The organism is Synechococcus sp. KORDI-49 (assembly GCF_000737575.1).
Lineage (GTDB): Bacteria > Cyanobacteriota > Cyanobacteriia > PCC-6307 > Cyanobiaceae > Parasynechococcus.
The window spans coordinates 1,670,924-1,690,086 of record NZ_CP006270.1 but is presented as its reverse complement, the minus strand read 5'-3'; the positions used below and the strand labels follow the sequence as shown (position 1 = coordinate 1,690,086).

Here is a 19,163-nt window from a genome sequence, read left to right as displayed (position 1 = left end):
GTCCTCAGACGACGAAGAAGCTCACTCCCCAGTTGAGCAGAACGAGGGCCACCCACACGGCACTGCCCAGAAGGATCAGCCGATTGGAACGGCCGCTGTCCTCACTGGAGGCATACAGCACCGGCACCGCAACGATTAGAGCGAAGGACGCCACCACGAGGGCAAACACGGTGAGGGTGTTGAGGTACTGCATGGGTGAACCGGTCGTGGGGCGATTCTCACATGACGGACCCGCGGCCTGAGAGCGGTTTCGGCAGTCTTCACAAGCCGACGCCCCTACGATCGGGCCTGCGTCCGAGCAACCGTGCCGAGATCCGCTGATCCCCAGCCGGAACTGGCCCTGCAGGGCAGCCTGTTCGGCGAACCGGAACCGGCTCAGGCCGCAGCGGAGCCAGCCTCTGACGCCGCCGGCGACCTCAGCGACGCGGCCCTCGGGGCCGATGCCGCCGCCAGACCCCGCAGCCGCCGGCAGCCGGAGCCGAGCGCCCCCAGCCCGGACACCGCTGGCACGCCGGACGAGAACGAAGAAGACGACGACGACCTGCCCGCCTGGGCCCACCACAGCCAGGTGGATCCGCAGCAGCTGACGCCGATGCTGCGCCATTACGTGGAGCTGAAGGCGGCCCACCCCGAGCGGGTGCTGCTTTATCGCCTCGGGGACTTCTTCGAGTGCTTCTTCGAGGATGCGATCCAGCTCTCCCGCCTGCTGGAACTCACGCTCACCGGCAAGGAGGGGGGCAAAGCCATCGGCCGTGTGCCGATGGCGGGCATTCCTCATCACGCCGCCGAGCGCTACTGCGCCGAACTGATTCGCCGCGGCTGCTGCGTGGCCCTCTGCGATCAGCTGGAGACCACCCCGGCCAAGGGAGCCCTGCTGAAACGGGACATCACCCGGGTGCTCACCCCCGGCACCGTGCTGGAGGAGGGGCTGCTCAGTGCCCGCCGCAACAACTGGCTGGCGGCCGTGGTGGTGGAGCCGGCCACCCGGCAGACGCCGTTCCGATGGGGGCTGGTGAGCGCCGATGTGAGCACCGGCGAGGTGCAGCTGATGCAGCGCCACGGCAGCGACAGCCTGCATCAGGAACTGAGCCGGCTGGAGGCCTCCGAACTGCTCTGGAGCGAACCCGGCGAGCGACCGGCCTGGTGCCCCGATCGGCTGCAGCTCACCCCGATGCCCAGCACGCCCTTCAGCCGGCCGGAAGCCGAGCAGGCACTGCTGCAGCACTACCAGCTGGCCACCATCGACGGTCTGGGCCTGCAGGAGCTTCCCCTGGCGCTGCGGGCCACCGGCGGCCTGCTGGCCTATCTGCGCGACACCCAGCCCCTCGAGGAAGCCAGCCGGGTGCCGCTGGAGCGGCCTCACATCGTGCACAGCGGCGACGCCCTGGTGCTGGATGCTCAGACCCGCCGCAACCTGGAACTCACGGCCACCCAGCGGGACGGCCAGTTCCAGGGCTCCCTGCTCTGGGCGGTGGACCGCAGCCTCACCGCCATGGGAGGCCGCAGCCTGCGGCGCTGGATCGAGGCACCCCTGATGCAGCGGGCTGCCATCGAAGCCCGCCAGCAACTGATCGGCCGGCTGGTGGAGCAACGCCGTCAGCGGCAGGCGATCCGCCGGTTGCTGCGACCGATGGGCGATCTCGAACGGCTGGCGGGACGCGCCGGCGCAGGCCATGCCGGTGCCCGTGATCTGGTGGCGATCGCCGATGGCCTCGAACGCCTGCCGCGGCTGGCGACGTTGCTGGAGAGCGATGCCGCTCCGCTGCCCGACGGCATCGCGCTGCTGCAGGCCCTGGATCCGGCGCTCTCGGCATTGGCCAGCAGCATCCGGGAACAACTGCTCGAGACACCTCCTCTCTCCCTCAACGATGGAGGCCTGATCCACGACGGAGTCGACCCGCTGCTGGACGGCTTGCGCAATCAGCTCGACGACCAGGACGCCTGGCTGGCGCAGCAGGAGCAGCAGGAACGCCGCCTCAGCGGCAACAACAACCTCAGGCTCCAATACCACCGCACCTTCGGCTACTTCCTGGCGGTGAGCAAAGCCAAGGCCACCGCCGTGCCGGACCACTGGATCCGCCGCCAGACCCTGGCCAACGAGGAACGCTTCATCACGCCAGACCTGAAGGAGCGGGAGGGGCGCATCTTCCAGCTGAGGGCCCGCGCCTGCCAACGCGAATACGACCTGTTCTGTCAGCTGCGGCTGCAGGTGGGGGCGGAAGCGGAAGCCATCCGTCGCGCCGCCCGGGCCGTGGCGGCCCTCGACGCCCTCTGCGGCCTGGCGGAGGTGGCCGCCACCAGCGGTTACTGCTGCCCGCAGATCAGCGACGACCGGGTGCTGAAACTGGAGGAATCGCGCCATCCCGTGGTGGAGCAGCTGCTGGTGGAGCGAGCCTTCACCCCCAACGACGTGACCCTCGGGGATGGCCAGGACCTGGTGGTGCTCACCGGCCCCAATGCCAGCGGCAAAAGCTGCTATCTGCGGCAGCTCGGGCTGATCCAGCTGCTGGCCCAGGTGGGCAGCTGGGTGCCGGCGCGGTCGGCGCGCATCGGCCTGGCGGATCGCATCTTCACCCGCGTCGGCGCCGTGGATGATCTGGCGGCCGGCCAGTCCACCTTCATGGTGGAGATGGCGGAGACCGCCAACATCCTTCACCACGCCACAGACCGCTCCCTGGTGCTGCTCGATGAGATCGGCCGCGGCACCGCCACCTTTGATGGTCTCTCGATCGCCTGGGCCGTGAGCGAGCACCTGGCGGGCGATCTGCAGGCCCGCACCGTGTTCGCCACCCACTATCACGAGCTCAACGCCCTCTCACGGGAACGGAGCAACGTGGTGAATTTCCAGGTGCTGGTGGAGGAGACCGGCGATGACCTGGTGTTCCTGCACAAAGTGAGTGCCGGTGGCGCCAGCCGCAGCTACGGCATCGAGGCAGCCCGACTCGCCGGTGTGCCCCCCAGCGTGGTGCTGCGGGCCCGGCAGGTTCTCGATCGTCTCGATCAGGACAACCTGCCTGTGGCCGCCTGACGCTTCAGACCTTGCCCGCCATCTTCTGACGCAGCTGCTTGATGCGGTCGCGCAGGTTGGCGGCGTCCTCGAAGTCCAGCTTCTTGGCCGCCTCCTTCATCTTCCCTTCCAGCTGTTCAATCAGCTCCGGCAGCGCCTCCAGGGCCATGCCGGCATCGGGGTCCTCCTCCAGGGCCTTGGCGGCCTTGCCGGCCACCTGCACCAGATCGGCATCGGGGCCGTCCTGCTTCAGCTTGCGGCTCAATTCCAGGAAACTGAGAATCGAATTGCTGGCCTTCTTGCCGGCGGCGGTGGGCACCACACCGTGCTTCTCGTTGTAGGCCTGCTGAATCGCCCGGCGGCGCTCGGTCTCCGAAATCGCCTTGGCCATGGAATCGGTGAGGTTGTCGGCGTAGAGCAGGGCCACACCCTCCACATGGCGTGCCGCCCGGCCGATGGTCTGGATCAGCGAACGCTCCGCCCGCAGGAAGCCCTCCTTGTCCGCATCGAGGATCGCCACCAGGCTCACCTCCGGCAGGTCCAGCCCCTCCCGCAGCAGGTTCACGCCCACCAGCACGTCGTATTCACCCAAGCGCAGGTCCTGAATGATCTCGATCCGCTCGATCGAGTGGATCTCCGAATGCAGGTAGCGCACGCGCACCTCGTTCTCCGCCAGGTAGTCGGTGAGGTCCTCCGCCATGCGCTTGGTGAGGGTCGTCACCAGCACCCGCTGCTGCTTCGCGGCCCGGTCGCGGATCTCTCCCAGCAGGTCATCCACCTGACCGGTGGTGGGCCGCACCTCCACGATCGGATCGAGCACGCCGGTGGGGCGGATCACCTGCTGGGCCACCTGTTCACCGCTCACCTCCAGCTCCCAGTTGCCCGGGGTGGCACTCACAAACACGGTCTGACTGGCCTTCTCCCAGAACTCCTCCCCCTTCAGCGGCCGGTTGTCGGCAGCGCTGGGGAGGCGGAAGCCGTGCTCGATCAGCACCTTCTTGCGGGCCTGATCGCCGTTGTACATCGCCTGCAGCTGCGAACAGGTGACGTGGCTCTCGTCCACGATCAGCAGCCAGTCCTTGGGGAAGTAATCGATCAGGCACTCCGGCGGAGAACCCTCCTCCCGGCCGGCCAGATGACGGGCGTAGTTCTCCACGCCGTTGCAGTAACCCACCTGCCCCAGCATCTCCAGGTCGTACTTGGTGCGCTGCTCCAGGCGCTGGGCCTCCAGCAGCTTGCCCTCGGCATTGAGCACCTCCAGCCGCTCCCGCAGTTCGCTGCGGATGGCGCCGATCGCCGACTCGAGACGATCCTTGGGCGTCACGAAGTGCTTGGCGGGGTAGATGTTCACCGCATCGATGCTCTGGAGGATCTCACCGGTGGTGGGGTCCACGTAGCGGATCGCCTCCACCTCGTCGCCGAACAGCTCGATGCGCACCAGCCGGTCTTCGTAGGCCGGGCCGATCTCCAACACGTCCCCCTTGATCCGGAAACGCCCCCGGGCGATCTCCACATCGTTACGGCTGTACTGGTTGTCCACCAGCTCGCGCAGCTGACGGCGCACATTGAGCGTTTCCCCCACCTCGAACTTCACCGCGGCCTTGAGGTATTCACTGGGGATGCCCAGGCCGTAGATGCAGCTGATCGAGGCCACCACGATCACGTCGCGGCGTTCGAACAGGGATCGGGTCGCCGAGTGACGCAGCATGTCGATCTCCTCGTTGATCGACGCGGTCTTGGCGATGTAGGTGTCGCTGACCGGAACGTAGGCCTCCGGCTGGTAGTAGTCGTAGTACGAGATGAAGTATTCGACGGCGTTCTCGGGGAAGAACTCCCGCAGCTCATTGCACAGCTGCGCGGCCAGCGTCTTGTTGTGAGCGAGCACCAGCGCCGGTCGTCCGGTCTTGGCGATCACATTCGCCATCGTGAAGGTCTTGCCCGTGCCGGTGGCTCCCAGCAGGGTCTGATAACGCTCGCCGCCGTTGACGCCTTTCACCAGCTGCTGGATCGCCGTCGGCTGATCCCCCTTGGGGGAGTAAGGCGCCGTGAGATCGAAGGCAGGCATGGACGCCGGCGTGGCGGTCGCTCAGCTTATGGGCAATGCCGCACGAGTGAAGTCCACATCCGCCAGGCCGAGGGCGTTGATCACGATGGCGCTGATCACGCCGTAGGCCACGGCTCCGAGCACGGCGCTGGAGAGGCCGTTCTTCAGGCTGAAGCCGTTGATCATCCGCGCCGCCATGGCAAACAACACCACGGTGATCAGCCAGTTGAACAACCAGGTGATCGGTGCAATCAGGCCCCCCAGACTGGCCACAGCCCAGGGCAGAGCGAGGATCAGCTTCAGGGGCAGGATCAGCAGCGTGCCGAGCAGGCCGATCACCACGGCCGACGAGAGCGCCGTGCCGAAGCTCGCCATCTCAACACCGAGAGGGAGAGCCCCCACAAGCAGCAACACCAAAGCCCTGACGGGCCACTGCAGCAACCAACCGATCATTTTCGAACCGTGGGGGAGGACTCGACGCTCAACGTAGAAATCAAGCCCTCCGCTGTCAGCAACCGGGGCGACTCAGACACGGCTGGGGACGGCCTGCAGCAACGCTGCCCGCAGACCGCGAACCACGGCCACCATCGCCAGCTCATCGCTGAGGCGGTTCACCGCAGAACCGACACCGACGCCTGCGGCACCAGCGGCAATCGCCATCGGCAGGGTGACCGCCGAAAGTCCCGACGCACAGAGCACGGGCACATCCACGGCCCGGCTGATGCTGTGCGCCGCCGCCAGGGTGGGAGCCGCCTTCTCGATCAGGCCGAGGCTGCCGGCACTGAAGGGCCTGGCACTGGTGCCGCCCTCGGTCTGGATCAGGTCGGCTCCGGCCGCCACCAGATCCACAGCCAGCTGCTCCTGCTGGTCCAGCGGCAGCACATGGGGCACGGTCACGCTGAGCACCACCTGCGGCAGCAGCTCCCGGGTGCGACGGGTGAGGGCCAGCACCTCCTCAGCGCCGAACACGCGGCCCTCGGGATAGAAGGCATCGAAATTGCCGATCTCCACCATCACCGCACCGGCTGCGACCGCCGCTGGAAACTGCTCGGGCTCCACCGAAGACACGCAGACCGGCACACCACCCGACTCACGGATCGCCAGCGACACCAGTTCCGGATCGCAGGCCACGTCGATCAGATCAGCCCCGCCATGGCCGGCCGCACGAGCCACACGCGCGACGCTGGCCGCATCGAAGTTCATCAGGCCGGCGATCACCTTGAGCGCCGAACGCTGCTCGAGGCTGCGCTGCAGAGCGACGGGCAGCTGCTGGAGACGGGACATGGAGACTGGACAGCGATCCGTTGATTCTCACACCGTGGAGGAACCCTGTCCGCCACCGTGAGCTAAGACCGTGAGCTGGACTCCCTGGCACGATCGACTGCATCGCCGCTTGCTGCAGCAGCCGGCCTTGCTGCCCAGCGGAAGCCGACTGCTGCTGGCGATCTCCGGCGGCCAGGATTCGATGGCGCTCTGTGCCCTGCTGACGGAGCTGGTGCCGTTGCACCGGTGGGACCTGACGCTCTGGCATGGCGACCACGGCTGGCATCCGGACTCCGGGCGGATCGCAACGGAACTCAGCGACTGGGCCCGCAGCCATCAGCTGGCGATCCGGATCGAACGGGCGGAGCCCACCGCAGTCGCCAGCGAAGCCGCTGCCCGGAGCTGGCGTTACACCTGCCTGATGGAGCAGGCCAGCGCCGAACAACGCGATGTGGTCACCGGCCACACGGCCACCGACCGGGCCGAAACCCTGCTGCTGCAGATGGCCCGCGGAACGGACCTGGCCGGCCTCGGCAGCCTGCGGCCGCTGCGGCCCCTCTCGGCCGCCGCACCCGAGGGGCCCTGGCTGCGGCGGCCGCTGCTGAGCTTCAGCCGCCATGACACCGGCACCATCTGCCGCGACCTGACGCTGCCGCTGTGGCTCGACCCCAGCAATGCAGACCCCGCCTACGCCCGCAACAGGGTCCGCCTGGAGCTCCTGCCGGTGCTGGAGGCCCTGCATCCCGGGGCGGAGCGGCGGATGGCGGATCTGGCGGAGCGACTGTCCCAGGTGCAGGACACCCGCCAGGAACTGGCGGAGCTGGCGCTGCAGCACCTGCAACGCCCCGATGGTCTGGACCGCCGCGGCCTCGGTCGTCTGAGCGGTTCCAGCCGACGACAGCTGCTGGCCCTCTGGCTGGACCAGCAAGGGGTGACGGGCTGCGATGCCGAACTGCTGGAGGAGCTGAGCCGGCGACTCGCGCTCGGTGCCGCCGGCGGCGGCTGTGATCTGCCCGGGGGCTGGCGCCTCAGCTGGCAGGGGAATGATCTGACGCTGCTGCCGCCCGCAGCAGCGCGTTGACGGCCGCCCCCACCAGACCCGCTCCGCCGCGGCTGCTGTCGAGCCGGATCTGGGGCAGATCACTGCAGGCCAGATGACGCTTGCTGTCCTCAACGCCAACGAAGCCCACCGGCATGCCGATCACCAGACTCGGGGCTGGCTGGCCAGCCGCCACCTGATCCAGCAGCAGCTCCAGGGCCGTCGGCGCACTGCCGATCAGCACCAGCGGTGCTGGGGCGACGGCACTCAGCTCCCTCCAGGCGAGGGCCATGCCGGCCGCCGTGCGGGTCGAACCCGCGGGCGCCTGGTCAGGCGCCCAGTCCAGAACACAGTGCACCGGCGTGCCCAGAGTGCGGCCGGCCATCGGTGCCACCGCCGCGGCCGCCATCGCTGTGTCGGTGAGGATCGCCGCGCCACGCCGCAGCGCCTCCACCCCCCGCTCGCAGGCGCCTGGGCTGAACCGCAGCAGAGGGGCCAGCCCTGGATCGCCGCTGCTATGCACCAGACGTTCCAGCACCTGCTGCTGCAGTGGATCAAGTCCGGTGTTGCCCAGCAGAGCACGGATGCGCCGGATGCTTTCGGTGAAGATCGGGTGGTCCTGGGCCATCAACGCCATCATCAGCGCATGCCCATTCATTTGATCTGGGGAGATGACGCCGCGGCACGGGACCGGGCCATCGATGCGCTGATCAAAACGCTGGTGGACCCCGCCTGGAGCAGCATCAACCTCAGCCGCCTCGACGGTGCCGAAGCCGGGCAGGCGGCTCAGGCCCTGGAGGAGGCCCGCACGCCGCCGTTCGCCAGTGGCAGCCGCGTGGTGCTGCTGCAGCGCAGTCCGTTCTGCAACGCCTGCCCCACGGAGCTGGCGGATCGCTTCGAGGCCTCCCTGGAGCTGCTGGCCGACGACGCCCATCTGGTGTTGGTGAACCCCGCCAAACCGGATGGCCGCCTGCGCACCACCAAGGCGCTGCAGAAGCGGATCAAGCAGGGACTGGACCATGAGCAACGCTTTCAACTGCCGGCGGTCTGGGACGGCGCCGGTCAGCGCCAGCTGGTGGAACGCACCGCCGATGCCCTTGGACTGCAACTGGACCGCGATGCCATCGACCCTCTTGTGGAGGCGATCGGCAACGACAGCGCCCGCCTGGAATCGGAACTGCGCAAGCTGTCGCTGCGGGCCACCACCATCAACGCAGCGCTCGTGGAGGAGCTGGTGGGCGGTCTGGCCACCAACGCTCTGCAGGTGGGGGATGCGCTGCTGGAGGGGAATGCGGGCGAGGCGATCGCCCGTTGGGATGCCCTGATCGATGCCGGTGAACCGGCCCTGCGCATCGTCGCCACCCTCACCGGGCAGATCCGTGGCTGGCTTTGGGTGAGCCTGCTGGAGCAGCAGGGAGAGCGGGATGTGGCGGTGATCGCCAAGGCCGCCGGCATCGGCAACCCGAAGCGCATCTATGTGATGCGCAAACAGCTGCAGGGGCGGCCTGCCAAGCGGTTTCTCTCCCTGCTGGGACGGCTGCTGGAGGTGGAGGCACGACTGAAGCGAGGATCGCCACCGGAGGATGCCTTCCGCGACGGCCTGCTGGGGTGAGAAACTCCAGCGTTACTGGGATCCCGCGCATGGCCCTGTTGGTGCAGAAGTTCGGCGGCACCTCCGTCGGCAGCGTCGAGCGCATCCAGGCCGTGGCTCAGCGCATCGCCCGCTGCCGGGAGGAAGGCCACGACGTGGTCGTGGTGGTCTCCGCCATGGGGCACACCACCGACGAACTCACCGGGCTGGCGGCAGCGATCAACGCCGACCCGCCGCGACGGGAGATGGACATGCTGCTGGCCAGCGGCGAGCAGGTGTCGATCGCACTGCTGGCGATGGCTCTGAACGCTCTTGGGGTGAGCGCTGTGTCGATGACCGGCCCGCAGGTCGGCATCGTCACCGAATCCACCCACGGCCGTGCGCGCATCCTCGAGATCCGCACCGACCGGGTGCAGGGTCGGCTGGCGGACGGCTCCGTCGTGGTGGTGGCCGGGTTTCAAGGCACCAGCAGCGGCAGCGGCGGAATCGCGGAGATCACCACCCTGGGCCGCGGCGGATCGGACACCTCGGCCGTTGCTCTTGCCGCGGCGCTTGGCGCCGACGCCTGCGAGATCTACACCGATGTGCCGGGTGTGCTGACCACGGATCCCCGCAAGGTGACCGATGCCCAGCTGATGACCGAGATCAGCTGTGACGAGATGCTGGAACTCGCCAGCCTGGGAGCGTCTGTGCTGCATCCCCGGGCGGTGGAGATCGCACGCAACTACGGGGTTCCCCTGGTAGTGCGCTCCAGCTGGAGCGACGCTCCAGGCACACGGCTCACCAGCCGCAGTCGCCGCCCGATCGGCCGGGACGGCCTCGAGCTCGGCAGTCCCGTGGACGGCGTGGAACAGCTGGATCAGCAGGCGGTGCTGGGGCTTTCAAGAATTCCCGATCAACCCGGCATCGCCGCCCGTCTGTTCGAGACGCTGTCCGGGGCGGACATCAACGTTGATCTGATCATCCAGTCGACCCATGAGGGCAGCAGCAACGACATCACCTTCACCGTGGCGGAAGCGGATCTGGAGCGGGCCAAGGACGTCTGTGCCGGACTGCTTCAGAGCCTCGGGGGCGATCTCTCGGCCGAAGGAGGCATGACCAAGCTGAGCATCAGCGGCGCGGGGATGATGGGGCGCCCCGGCATCGCCGCCGGACTGTTCACCTGTCTGTCGCAGCAAGGCATCAACCTGCGGCTGATCGCCACCAGCGAAGTGAAGGTGAGCTGCGTGATTGACGCCGCGAACGGACGCAAGGCACTGCAGGCCGTGCGCGAGGCCTTCGAAGTGCAGGATGCACAGGTTCAGCTGAATCCATCCGTCTGCGACAGGGGCGAACCGGAGGTACGAGGGGTCGCCCTCGACCGGGATCAGGCGCAGCTGAGTGTGCGGCACGTGCCGGACCGTCCGGGGACGGCGGCAGCCCTCTGTTCAGCCCTGGCCGAAGCCGGCATCAGTCTTGATGCGATCGTCCAGTCCGAGCGGCAGCACGGTGATGGGTCGCGGGACATCAGCTTCATCCTGCGCAAGGAGGACCGGGACCGAGCTGATGTCGCCCTGGCCCCCCTGCTGGCGCAGTGGCCCGGAGCCGCCTTGGAGGAAGGGCCCGCGATTGCCCGGGTGAGCGCCGTCGGGGCCGGCATGCCGGCCACCGCCGGAACCGCGGGCCGCATGTTCCGGGCCCTGGCGGAAGCCGACATCAACATCGCCCTGATCGCCACCAGCGAGATCCGCACCAGCTGCCTCGTGGCGGACGCCGCCGGCGTGGCTGCTCTGAAGGCGGTCCACGCCGGATTCGAGCTGGGCGGCGGGGAGCATCATCAGGCGCAGGGAACCGCCTCACCCCTGGACAGCGACTGATGGACGGCGATTTCCAGCAGCGATACCAGGCAGCCGAACAGGCGTACGGGGAAGGGCGGTATGCCGATGCCGACACGCTGGCCACGACTCTGCTCCAGCAGCTGGAAGCCACCCCGGACACGCCCGAAAACCGCGCAGCGAAACTGGGCTGGCGGGCCATCGTCGGCCTGTTGCTGGGCCACATCACGCTGTACGGACAGCAGCAGCCCGACCCGGCAGCGGGCTTCTATCAGCTGGTTCTGGACAGTGATCCCCAGGAGACGCTGGCGGAACTCGCCCGTCAGGGGCTGAACCGTTGTCAGGCACAGCTGCCCGGCGAAGCGCAGCAGCCGGACCTGCTGCAGGATCCGTTCGTCAATTCCGGCTCGGCAGCAGCACCGTCCGCACAGCAACAACAAGCCCGGCCCACCGCCATGCCTTGGCTGGATGCACCGATGCCTGTGGAGCCGGAGCCTGAACCAAGTCCGACGCCAACACCAAGCCAGGAACCTCTCCAAGCCCAGGAACCCTTCCAAACCCAGGAAAGTCCCGCAGAGGCTGAGCAGGTGCTGAGCAGCGCCCTGCTGAGAGTTCGGCTGGACGCCATGCAGGAGGCAGACCCTGAGCAGAGAGCCGATGACAGTGCATCAGCCTCTCTGCTCCAGCGGCTACGACGACAGCTGAGGCGTTCAGACCGCCGCTGAACGACGGCGACGGGTGCGGCCGGCAGGAATCTCCGGTTCCGGCTCCACCTTGGGCTCCACCTTCTCGGCAACTGCCGCCTTGGCCGCGGTGGGAGCCACCTTGACGGGCGCTGGCGCAGGATCACGACGGCCATTGCTGGCACTGGCGGGGCGCCCTGCGCGACCACGGGGAGCGGGACGGTCGTCCTTCTCCTCCATCGCCTTCGACTTGTAGGCAGGCGTCCCGGAAGGAGCCGGCTGCACCAGGCAGAGAATCAGCGGCTCCACCTGCAGCTCACGGCGCATGCGCCGACCGAGGCCCACTTCCACTTCCCGCTGCACACCCATCCAGTCCACTTCCGGTGCCTTGCCGCCGGTGTTGCGGCAGAGCTGCTTCCACTTGTTCTCGAGCACCCAGGTGATCTCGCGCTCGGTCCACATCGACATCTTGCGGGCATCGGCGGTCGTGACCACACCGCGCAGGTTGACCCGAGGCGGCGCCACCATCTGACCGTCGGTGCTGATGGCCGCGAGGATCGTGATGATGCCGTCCTCCGCCAGCTGCTGACGCTCCTTCAGCACCCTGGCGTCGACGATGCCGTTGCGGGATTGATCGAGCAGCTCGATGCCGGCCTTCACCGGATCCCCCTTGCGGATCGAATCCGGAGTGAGCTCAACCACATCACCGTTGTCGATGATCAGCGTGTTGTTCTCTGGCACACCCATGGAGTGACCGGTCTTGGCGTGCTGAACAAGCATGCGGTGCTCGCCGTGCACAGGCACGAAGAACTTCGGTTTGGTCAGGGCCAGCATCAGCTTCTGGTCCTCCTGGAAGCCGTGACCGGACACATGGATGCCTTCGCCCTTGCCGTAAACGACCTTGGCCCCGAGCATCATCAGGCGGTCGATCGTGTTGACCACGGAAATCGTGTTTCCAGGGATCGGGCTGGCGGAGAAGATGATCGTGTCGCTGGGCTTCACCTTCACCTGGGGATGCTCCCCACGGGAGATGCGGCTCAGAGCAGCCAGCGGCTCACCCTGACTGCCGGTCATCAGCAGCAGCGTCTCGCGATCGGGCACATCATTGATCTGCTTGATCGGCACGAACAGATCATCCGGAGCACGCATGTAGCCGAGCTCGCGGGCCTTGGCGATCACGTTGAGCATGGAACGCCCGAGCAGGCCAACCTTGCGGCCGTTCTTGAGAGCCAGTTCGAGGATCATCGAGACCCGGTGGATCGAACTGGCGAAGGTGGTGATGATCACTCGCCCCTCGGCACTGGCCATGTGGCGATCGAGGTTGGGGAACACCGAACGCTCCGGCGGGCAGAAACCCGGCACCTCTGCGTTGGTTGAATCGCTGAACAGGCAGAGGACACCCTGTTCACCGTGGTGCGCCAGGCGGGCGATGTCGAAGAATTCGCCATCCACCGGTGTGTGATCGAACTTGAAGTCGCCGGTGAAGATGATCGTGCCCACCGGAGTGGTGATGGCCAGCGAATAGCTGTCGGCCATCGAGTGGGTGTTGCGGATGAATTCCACCGAAAAGTGCTGACCCACCTTCACCACTTCCCGCGGGGTGACGGTCTGCAGCGTGGTGCGGTCGGTGACGCCCGCCTCTTCCATCTTTCCGGTGAGCATCGACAGGGCCAGGCGCGGCCCGTAGATCACCGGAATGTTGAAGTGCTTGAGGTGATGGGAGATGCCACCGATGTGGTCCTCATGCCCATGGGTGACGATCATGCCGCGGATCCGCTTCTGGTTCTCGCGCAGGAAGCTGGTGTCAGGCAGCACCACATTCACGCCATGCATGCCGTCGCTGGGGAAAGCGAGGCCGGCATCCACCAGCATCAGGTCATCGCCGTACTCGAACACACAGGTGTTCTTGCCGATCTCGTGCAGGCCGCCGAGGGGGATCACCCGCAGGCAGGGCTCCTGGCCTTTCGCGGATCTGGAACTGTTGGTCATGGAAAAAAGGGAACGAAAGAGAACTTGTGTGCGTAAGCCTTTGAACCGGACCTAGGTCTGGCGTAGGGCGGACAGGATCTGGGACAGGGCATCTCGCATGGCGTCAGGCAGAGGGTTGAGGGGAAGACGGGGATCGCCGACGGGGAAGCCGCTGAGCTGGAGAGCTGCTTTCACCGGGATCGGATTGGTTGTGGCAAACAGGGCCTTGAAGAGGGGCTGCAACTGTTCGTGGTGGCCGAGCGCTATCGCTCCCTGACCACTGAGGTGAGCTTCGATCATGGCGCGGATGCGACGCCCTGCGATGTGGCTTGCCACGCTCACCACACCGACGGCGCCCACGGCGAGCATCGGCAGGGTGAGGCCATCGTCGCCGCTGTAGATCGCCAGGCGCGGACCACAGGCCAGACGCAGCTGCGTGACCTCCTCCGTGGTGCCGCTGGCCGCCTTGAAACTGGTGATGTTGGGGCAGTCCATCAACCGAGCCGCCGTGGCGGGTTGAAGGCTGCAACCGGTCCGACCGGGGATGTTGTAAAGCATCAGGGGCAGATCCGGTGCTGCAGCCGAAACAGCCCGGAAATGAGCCTCCAATCCATCCTGAGGCGGCTTGTTGTAGTAGGGCGCCACCACGAGAGCACCGTCCGCTCCGGCCTCGGCAGCCTCGCGGGTGGCCGTCACCGCTTCGGCGGTGCTGTTGCTGCCGGTGCCCGCCAGCACCTTCACTCCAGGACCCACCGCCTGCCGCACGGCTTCCAGCAGTTGCCGCTGTTCCTGCCAGCTGAGGGTGGGTGACTCACCGGTGGTGCCGCACACCACAAGGCCATCGGACCCCTCATCCACGAGATGACGGGCAAGACGGCCGGCCAGCGCCAAATCAACGGCTCCAGCCCCATCGAAGGGGGTGACCATCGCCGTGACCAGACGGCCGAAGGGAGTGGGGGATCGTTCAGCAGAGGGACTCATGACCGCACCAGCAGCTCAGCGATCTGAATGGCATTCAGCGCAGCACCCTTGCGGATCTGATCACCGCAGAGCCAGAGCTCCAGAGCGTTGGGGTCACTGATGTCCTGGCGGATGCGACCGATGGCGACGGGATCGCGCCCGGTCACGTCCGTCGGCATCGGGAAGCGGTTGCAGCCGTGATCCTCGATCAGCTCCACACCGGGCGCCTTCTCCAGCAGGGAACGAGCGGTTTCCACCGGGAACGGTTGCTCGAACTCAATGTTCACCGCTTCGGAATGGGCCCGGAGCACGGGCACCCGCACACAGGTGGCCGAGAAGCGCAGATCCGGCAGACCCATGATCTTCCGGGTTTCATTCACCATTTTCATCTCCTCCTCGCAGTAACTGTTCTCCTGCAGAGGTGAGTTGTGGAGGAACAGATTGAAGGCCAGGGAATGAGGGAGCACCTCACTGGTGGGTGTTCCTCCATCCAGAACGGTCTGCGAAAGGGTTTTGAGTTCCTCCATCGCCCGGGCTCCTGCACCACTGGCGGATTGATAGGTGCTGACGAGCACCCTTCGCATCGGCTGATGCGCCGCCAGAGGCGCCAGGGCAAGCGTGAGCAGAATCGTGGTGCAGTTGGGGTTGGCGATCACGCCCTGATGCAGGAACGCCGCATCGGGATTCACTTCCGGAACCACCAGGGGGGACCCCCTCCTCCATGCGGAAGGCGCTGGAGTTGTCCACCATCACCGCGCCGGCCGCCGTGATCGCGTTACGCCATTGACGGGAAATCGATCCACCGGCGGAGGCCAGCACCAGATCGATGCCCTCGAAACTGGAGGCATCGACTTCCTGCACGGTGAGGGAGCGGCCGTTCCAGGTCTGGGTCTGACCGGCGGAGCGGGCTGAAGCCAGAAGTCTCAACTCGGCGACAGGAAATCCACGCTCCTCGAGAAGAATCAGAAGCTCCTGCCCGACAGCGCCGCTAGCGCCGAGAACAGCAACGTTCAGGGGTCGATCTGGAAGGGATGGAGGCAAGCGTGCGGTCTGGTCTGAACAGAAAGCGGGCCGAAGAAGTGCCGGATGGCGCGCCGCATTGCAGGGGGCTGGCGCGTCCGGTTCAGCGATGGTCCCACCCTACTGGGGAGTGGCGTGGCCAACCATTTCTTAAAGTGATGGGCTGCCCTGTGATCCAACCGACCCGCCATGAGCGCAGCAGCCCTGAAGGTGAGCACCGAATCCAAACCGGGCAGTCGACTGTCGGTGAAGGTCACGGTGCCGGGGGAGCGCAGCAAGGCCAGCTACGAGGAGGCGATCAGCAGCCTCAGTCGCAACATCAACCTGCCGGGCTTTCGCAAGGGCAAGGTTCCCCGCACGGTCGTGATGCAGCAGCTTGGAGCGGTTCGCATCAAGGCCACAGCACTGGAAAGCCTTGTGGACACGGTCTGGCGCGAGGCGATCAAGCAGGAAGCTCTGGAACCGCTCAGCCAGCCGGATTTGAGTGGCGGCTTCGAGGGTCTGCTGGCGACGTTCGAACCCGGTTCGGAGTTGATCATCACCCTGGAAGCGGATGTGGCCCCAACACCGAAGCTGAAAACCACCCGAGGGCTGACAGCGGAATTCGAACCGGTGGCCTACGAGGCCTCGAAGATCGACGACATGCTCGAGGACTCGCGCAAACAGCTGGCCACCGTGGTGCCTGTGGAGGACCGGTCCGCCGCCAAGGGCGATATCGCCGTGCTGGGCTTCAAGGGCACCTACAGCGACGACGGCAGTGACATCGAGGGGGGCAGTGCCGACTCGATGGATGTGGACCTGGAGCACGGCCGCATGATCCCCGGCTTCATCGAAGGGGTGATCGGCATGAGCATCGGCGAGATGAAAACCGTTGACTGCCAGTTCCCGGAGGACTACCCCAAGGACGACGCCCGCGGCCGCAAAGCGTCCTTCGAGATCGAGCTGAAGGATCTCAAAACCCGCGAACTGCCGGCGCTCGACGACGCTTTCGCCCAACAGGCCAGCGAACAAGACACCCTGGCCGATCTGCGCAAAGACCTCGAACAGCGATTGAAGGATGACGCCGAGCGTCGTCAGACCAGCAACCGCCGCGATGCCCTGGTCGGGGCCCTGGTGGAGCAGCTGGAGGTGGAGCTTCCGGAAGCACTGATCCAGCAGGAGAGCCGCAATCTCCTGGAGCAGACCGCTGCTCAGTTCGCACAGCAGGGCATGGATGTGAAATCACTGTTCACACCCGAGCTTGTGCGCAATCTGATGCAGAGGTCCAGACCGGAGGCCGAGGAGCGTCTGCGCCGCAGCTTCGCCCTCACCGCACTGGCCGAAGCGGAAGGCATCAAAGTTGATGAGCCGGCTGTGGAAGCCAAGCTCGAGGAGGTGAAAAAGGAACTCTCGGCTGACGCCAAGATCGATCCGCAACGTCTGCGTCAGGCCGTGATGGATGACCTGATCCAGGAGCAGCTGATGAGCTGGCTGGAGGAGAACAGCACCCTCACCGAACGGGCAGCCACGACGCCATCGGAGGCCTCCGACGCCAAGCCTGCTGGCAAGAAAAAGGCTGCCAGCAAGAAGACATCCGACGAGTCCGGGTCCAAGGCGGACTCCGACGCGTGAGCACCGCCCATAGATTGATCCCACTCAGACAGGCAACGAGCGCGTGATCGACGCCCGCAGTCACCACCCCATCCAGAACCGCTGGCGGGCCGAAATGCCCATCTCGGCACCCGGTCCTCTACCGACCGTGGTTGAGCAGTCCGGCCGTGGCGACAGGGCCTTCGACATCTACTCCCGATTGCTGCGCGAGCGGATCATCTTCCTGGGCACCGGGGTTGATGACGCCGTGGCCGATGCCCTCGTGGCCCAGATGCTGTTTCTGGAAGCCGAGGATCCAGAAAAGGACATCCAGATCTACATCAACTCGCCGGGAGGCTCCGTGACGGCGGGACTGGCGATCTACGACACGATGCAGCAGGTGGCTCCTGACGTGATGACCATCTGCTATGGGCTGGCGGCCAGCATGGGCGCCTTCCTGCTCAGCGGCGGCTGCAAGGGCAAACGCCTCGCCCTGCCGAACGCCCGGATCATGATTCACCAGCCTCTGGGGGGAGCCCAGGGACAGGCCGTCGATATCGAGATCCAGGCCAAGGAGATCCTGTTCCTCAAGGAGACCCTCAACGGACTGATGGCGGAGCACACCGGTCAGCCCCTCGACAAAATCTCCGAAGACACCGACCGGGACTACTTCCTTTCACCCTCAGACGCGGTTGAATACGGCCTGATCGACCGTGTGGTGGACAGTTCCAGGGACGGAGGAATCGTTACGGAGGGCTGACAGCGCCTCGCCGACTCACGATCCTTGGTGTTCAGGGAGACCCTCCTCCGGTCGTGCTCTGACCACCCCTCGTTGAAGTGAACGGCGTTCGATGGCCAAGTTCGATGCCCACCTGAAATGTTCCTTCTGCGGGAAGTCGCAGGACCAGGTTCGCAAGTTGATCGCCGGCCCTGGCGTCTACATCTGCGACGAATGCATCGACCTGTGCAATGAGATCCTCGACGAGGAGCTGGTGGACAGCCAGGGCAATGCGCGTCAGAGCGCTGAGCAGCACAGGAAGTCCGCTCCCGCCACGCGCAAGAGCGGCAAGCCGGCTCCGACCCTGGCCTCGATCCCGAGACCGCAGGAGATCAAAACCTTCCTGGATCAGCAGGTGGTGGGTCAGAACTCCGCCAAGAAAGTGCTCTCCGTGGCGGTTTACAACCACTACAAACGCCTGGCCTGGCAGGGTGACGGCAACGGTGAGACCGAGCAGACCGCCACGCGACTGCACAAATCCAACATCCTGCTGATCGGCCCCACCGGCTGCGGCAAGACCCTGCTGGCCCAGACCCTGGCGGAACTGCTGGACGTGCCCTTTGCCGTGGCGGATGCCACCACTCTCACGGAGGCCGGCTACGTCGGTGAAGACGTGGAGAACATCCTGCTGCGGCTGCTGCAGAAGGCCGACATGGATGTGGATCAGGCCCAGCGCGGCATCATCTACATCGACGAGATCGACAAGATCGCCCGCAAGAGCGAAAACCCTTCGATCACCCGTGACGTCTCCGGAGAAGGGGTGCAGCAGGCTCTGCTCAAGATGCTGGAAGGCACCGTGGCGAACGTGCCTCCCCAGGGAGGCCGCAAGCACCCTTATCAGGACTGCATCCAGATCGACACCAGCCAGATCCTGTTCATCTGCGGCGGTGCCTTCGTCGGCCTTGACGATGTGGTGCAGAAGCGGATGGGCCGCAACGCCATCGGCTTCATGCCCAGCGACAGCCGCGGCCGCAGCCGCACCAACCGGGACCTGCAGGCGGCCCAGGTGCTGCGCCATCTCGAACCGGATGATCTGGTGAAGTACGGACTGATCCCGGAATTCATCGGCCGGATGCCTGTGAGTGCCGTGCTGGAGCCCCTCGACGAAAGCGCACTCGAATCGATCCTCACCGAGCCCCGCGATGCGCTGGTGAAGCAATTCAGCACGCTGCTGAGCATGGACAACGTCCAGTTGGACTTCGAGCCCGCCGCGATCGAAGCCATCGCCCAGGAAGCCCATCGCCGCAAGACCGGCGCCCGGGCTCTGCGCGGCATCGTCGAAGAGCTGATGCTCGATCTGATGTACGACCTGCCCTCCCAGACGTCGGTCTCCTCGTTCACCGTGACCCGAGCCATGGTCGAAGAGCACAGCGGGGGCAAGGTGCTGCCGCTGCCGGGCGCGGACCAGCAGAAGACCGCCTGACGCC

15 protein-coding genes and 1 pseudogene are annotated in these 19,163 nt (G+C 66.2%); 8 read left to right on the top strand and 8 right to left on the bottom strand.

Features of this window, described 5'->3' with window-relative positions; translation table 11 throughout:
- Window positions 1–4: 4 nt before the first annotated feature.
- Window positions 5–193 carry a photosystem II reaction center protein PsbZ gene (gene psbZ, locus KR49_RS08545; RefSeq protein ID WP_043694118.1) on the bottom strand — a complete coding sequence of 63 codons (189 nt, stop codon included), beginning with the start codon at window positions 191–193 and terminating at the stop codon, window positions 5–7.
- A 111-nt stretch (window positions 194–304) separates the two neighbouring features.
- Here psbZ and mutS point away from each other — a divergent pair, with 111 nt between their 5' ends.
- Window positions 305–3,028: a DNA mismatch repair protein MutS gene (mutS, locus tag KR49_RS08540; RefSeq protein ID WP_043694115.1), complete on the top strand. Its 2,724-nt coding sequence runs from the start codon at window positions 305–307 to the stop codon at window positions 3,026–3,028.
- A gap of 4 nt (window positions 3,029–3,032) precedes the next feature.
- On the opposite strand, the gene uvrB is transcribed toward mutS, so the two are convergent.
- From uvrB to KR49_RS08525, 3 genes are all read right to left on the bottom strand, one after another.
- Window positions 3,033–5,072, bottom strand: coding sequence for an excinuclease ABC subunit UvrB (gene uvrB, locus KR49_RS08535; RefSeq protein WP_043694113.1), 2,040 nt, complete (start codon window positions 5,070–5,072; stop codon window positions 3,033–3,035).
- Window positions 5,073–5,093: 21 nt separating this feature from the next.
- The gene (locus KR49_RS08530) at window positions 5,094–5,504 is read right to left on the bottom strand and encodes a phage holin family protein (RefSeq protein ID WP_043694110.1); all 411 of its coding nucleotides are present in this window, start codon (window positions 5,502–5,504) and stop codon (window positions 5,094–5,096) included.
- 72 nt (window positions 5,505–5,576) lie between these two features.
- Window positions 5,577–6,335, bottom strand: coding sequence for a DUF561 domain-containing protein (locus KR49_RS08525; protein ID WP_043694107.1), 759 nt, complete (start codon window positions 6,333–6,335; stop codon window positions 5,577–5,579).
- Between the two features lie 70 nt (window positions 6,336–6,405).
- Between KR49_RS08525 and tilS the strand changes: the two genes are divergently transcribed.
- Window positions 6,406–7,395, top strand: coding sequence for a tRNA lysidine(34) synthetase TilS (gene tilS / locus KR49_RS08520; RefSeq protein ID WP_043694104.1), 990 nt, complete (start codon window positions 6,406–6,408; stop codon window positions 7,393–7,395).
- Here tilS and KR49_RS08515 read toward each other — a convergent pair.
- Window positions 7,343–7,990 (bottom strand): precorrin-8X methylmutase, encoded by a 648-nt coding sequence (locus tag KR49_RS08515; protein ID WP_043697183.1) that lies wholly within the window; start codon window positions 7,988–7,990, stop codon window positions 7,343–7,345. The two genes, tilS and KR49_RS08515, sit on opposite strands and share 53 nt — an antisense overlap.
- 9 nt (window positions 7,991–7,999) lie before the next feature.
- Here KR49_RS08515 and holA point away from each other — a divergent pair, with 9 nt between their 5' ends.
- Genes holA through KR49_RS13025 form a run of 3 tightly spaced genes read left to right on the top strand, consistent with a single transcriptional unit; the run spans window position 8,000 to window position 11,483 of the window.
- A complete protein-coding gene (gene holA, locus KR49_RS08510; protein ID WP_043694102.1) occupies window positions 8,000–8,965 on the top strand; it encodes a DNA polymerase III subunit delta in 966 nt (321 codons plus the stop codon).
- Window positions 8,966–8,994: 29 nt separating this feature from the next.
- A complete protein-coding gene (locus KR49_RS08505; protein WP_043694098.1) occupies window positions 8,995–10,800 on the top strand; it encodes an aspartate kinase in 1,806 nt (601 codons plus the stop codon).
- Complete coding sequence (locus KR49_RS13025; protein WP_052378217.1) at window positions 10,800–11,483, top strand: hypothetical protein; 684 nt, start codon at window positions 10,800–10,802, stop codon at window positions 11,481–11,483. Before KR49_RS08505 ends, KR49_RS13025 begins: the two co-directional genes overlap by 1 nt.
- Here the strand turns inward: KR49_RS13025 and KR49_RS08495 are convergent.
- The 3 genes and pseudogenes from KR49_RS08495 to KR49_RS08485 form a co-directional block, all read right to left on the bottom strand.
- A complete protein-coding gene (locus tag KR49_RS08495; RefSeq protein ID WP_043694095.1) occupies window positions 11,469–13,430 on the bottom strand; it encodes a ribonuclease J in 1,962 nt (653 codons plus the stop codon). The two genes, KR49_RS13025 and KR49_RS08495, sit on opposite strands and share 15 nt — an antisense overlap.
- Window positions 13,431–13,481: 51 nt before the next feature.
- The gene (gene dapA / locus KR49_RS08490) at window positions 13,482–14,390 is read right to left on the bottom strand and encodes a 4-hydroxy-tetrahydrodipicolinate synthase (RefSeq protein ID WP_043694092.1); all 909 of its coding nucleotides are present in this window, start codon (window positions 14,388–14,390) and stop codon (window positions 13,482–13,484) included.
- Window positions 14,387–15,410: pseudogene (locus tag KR49_RS08485) on the bottom strand (aspartate-semialdehyde dehydrogenase). Before KR49_RS08485 ends, dapA begins: the two are co-directional and overlap by 4 nt.
- 168 nt (window positions 15,411–15,578) lie before the next feature.
- Between KR49_RS08485 and tig the strand changes: the two are divergent.
- From tig to clpX, 3 genes are all read left to right on the top strand, one after another.
- A complete protein-coding gene (tig, locus tag KR49_RS08480; protein ID WP_043694088.1) occupies window positions 15,579–17,000 on the top strand; it encodes a trigger factor in 1,422 nt (473 codons plus the stop codon).
- Between the two features lie 43 nt (window positions 17,001–17,043).
- Window positions 17,044–17,718, top strand: coding sequence for an ATP-dependent Clp endopeptidase proteolytic subunit ClpP (gene clpP / locus KR49_RS08475; RefSeq protein ID WP_043694085.1), 675 nt, complete (start codon window positions 17,044–17,046; stop codon window positions 17,716–17,718).
- A gap of 91 nt (window positions 17,719–17,809) precedes the next feature.
- Window positions 17,810–19,159 carry an ATP-dependent protease ATP-binding subunit ClpX gene (clpX, locus tag KR49_RS08470; protein WP_043694082.1) on the top strand — a complete coding sequence of 450 codons (1,350 nt, stop codon included), beginning with the start codon at window positions 17,810–17,812 and terminating at the stop codon, window positions 19,157–19,159.
- The last annotated feature ends 4 nt before the right edge of the window (window positions 19,160–19,163 follow it).

Excerpts from the sequence above, each read along its gene's own strand:
- psbZ (WP_043694118.1), bottom strand. The coding sequence starts at position 193 with ATGCAGTACCTCAACACCCTCACCGTGTTTGCCCTCGTGGTGGCGTCC.
- uvrB (WP_043694113.1), bottom strand. The coding sequence starts at position 5,072 with ATGCCTGCCTTCGATCTCACGGCGCCTTACTCCCCCAAGGGGGATCAG.
- KR49_RS08530 (WP_043694110.1), bottom strand. The coding sequence starts at position 5,504 with ATGATCGGTTGGTTGCTGCAGTGGCCCGTCAGGGCTTTGGTGTTGCTG.
- KR49_RS08525 (WP_043694107.1), bottom strand. The coding sequence starts at position 6,335 with ATGTCCCGTCTCCAGCAGCTGCCCGTCGCTCTGCAGCGCAGCCTCGAG.
- KR49_RS08515 (WP_043697183.1), bottom strand. The coding sequence starts at position 7,990 with ATGGCGTTGATGGCCCAGGACCACCCGATCTTCACCGAAAGCATCCGG.
- holA (WP_043694102.1), top strand. The coding sequence starts at position 8,000 with ATGCCCATTCATTTGATCTGGGGAGATGACGCCGCGGCACGGGACCGG.
- KR49_RS08505 (WP_043694098.1), top strand. The coding sequence starts at position 8,995 with ATGGCCCTGTTGGTGCAGAAGTTCGGCGGCACCTCCGTCGGCAGCGTC.
- KR49_RS13025 (WP_052378217.1), top strand. The coding sequence starts at position 10,800 with ATGGACGGCGATTTCCAGCAGCGATACCAGGCAGCCGAACAGGCGTAC.
- KR49_RS08495 (WP_043694095.1), bottom strand. The coding sequence starts at position 13,430 with ATGACCAACAGTTCCAGATCCGCGAAAGGCCAGGAGCCCTGCCTGCGG.
- dapA (WP_043694092.1), bottom strand. The coding sequence starts at position 14,390 with ATGAGTCCCTCTGCTGAACGATCCCCCACTCCCTTCGGCCGTCTGGTC.
- tig (WP_043694088.1), top strand. The coding sequence starts at position 15,579 with ATGAGCGCAGCAGCCCTGAAGGTGAGCACCGAATCCAAACCGGGCAGT.
- clpX (WP_043694082.1), top strand. The coding sequence starts at position 17,810 with ATGGCCAAGTTCGATGCCCACCTGAAATGTTCCTTCTGCGGGAAGTCG.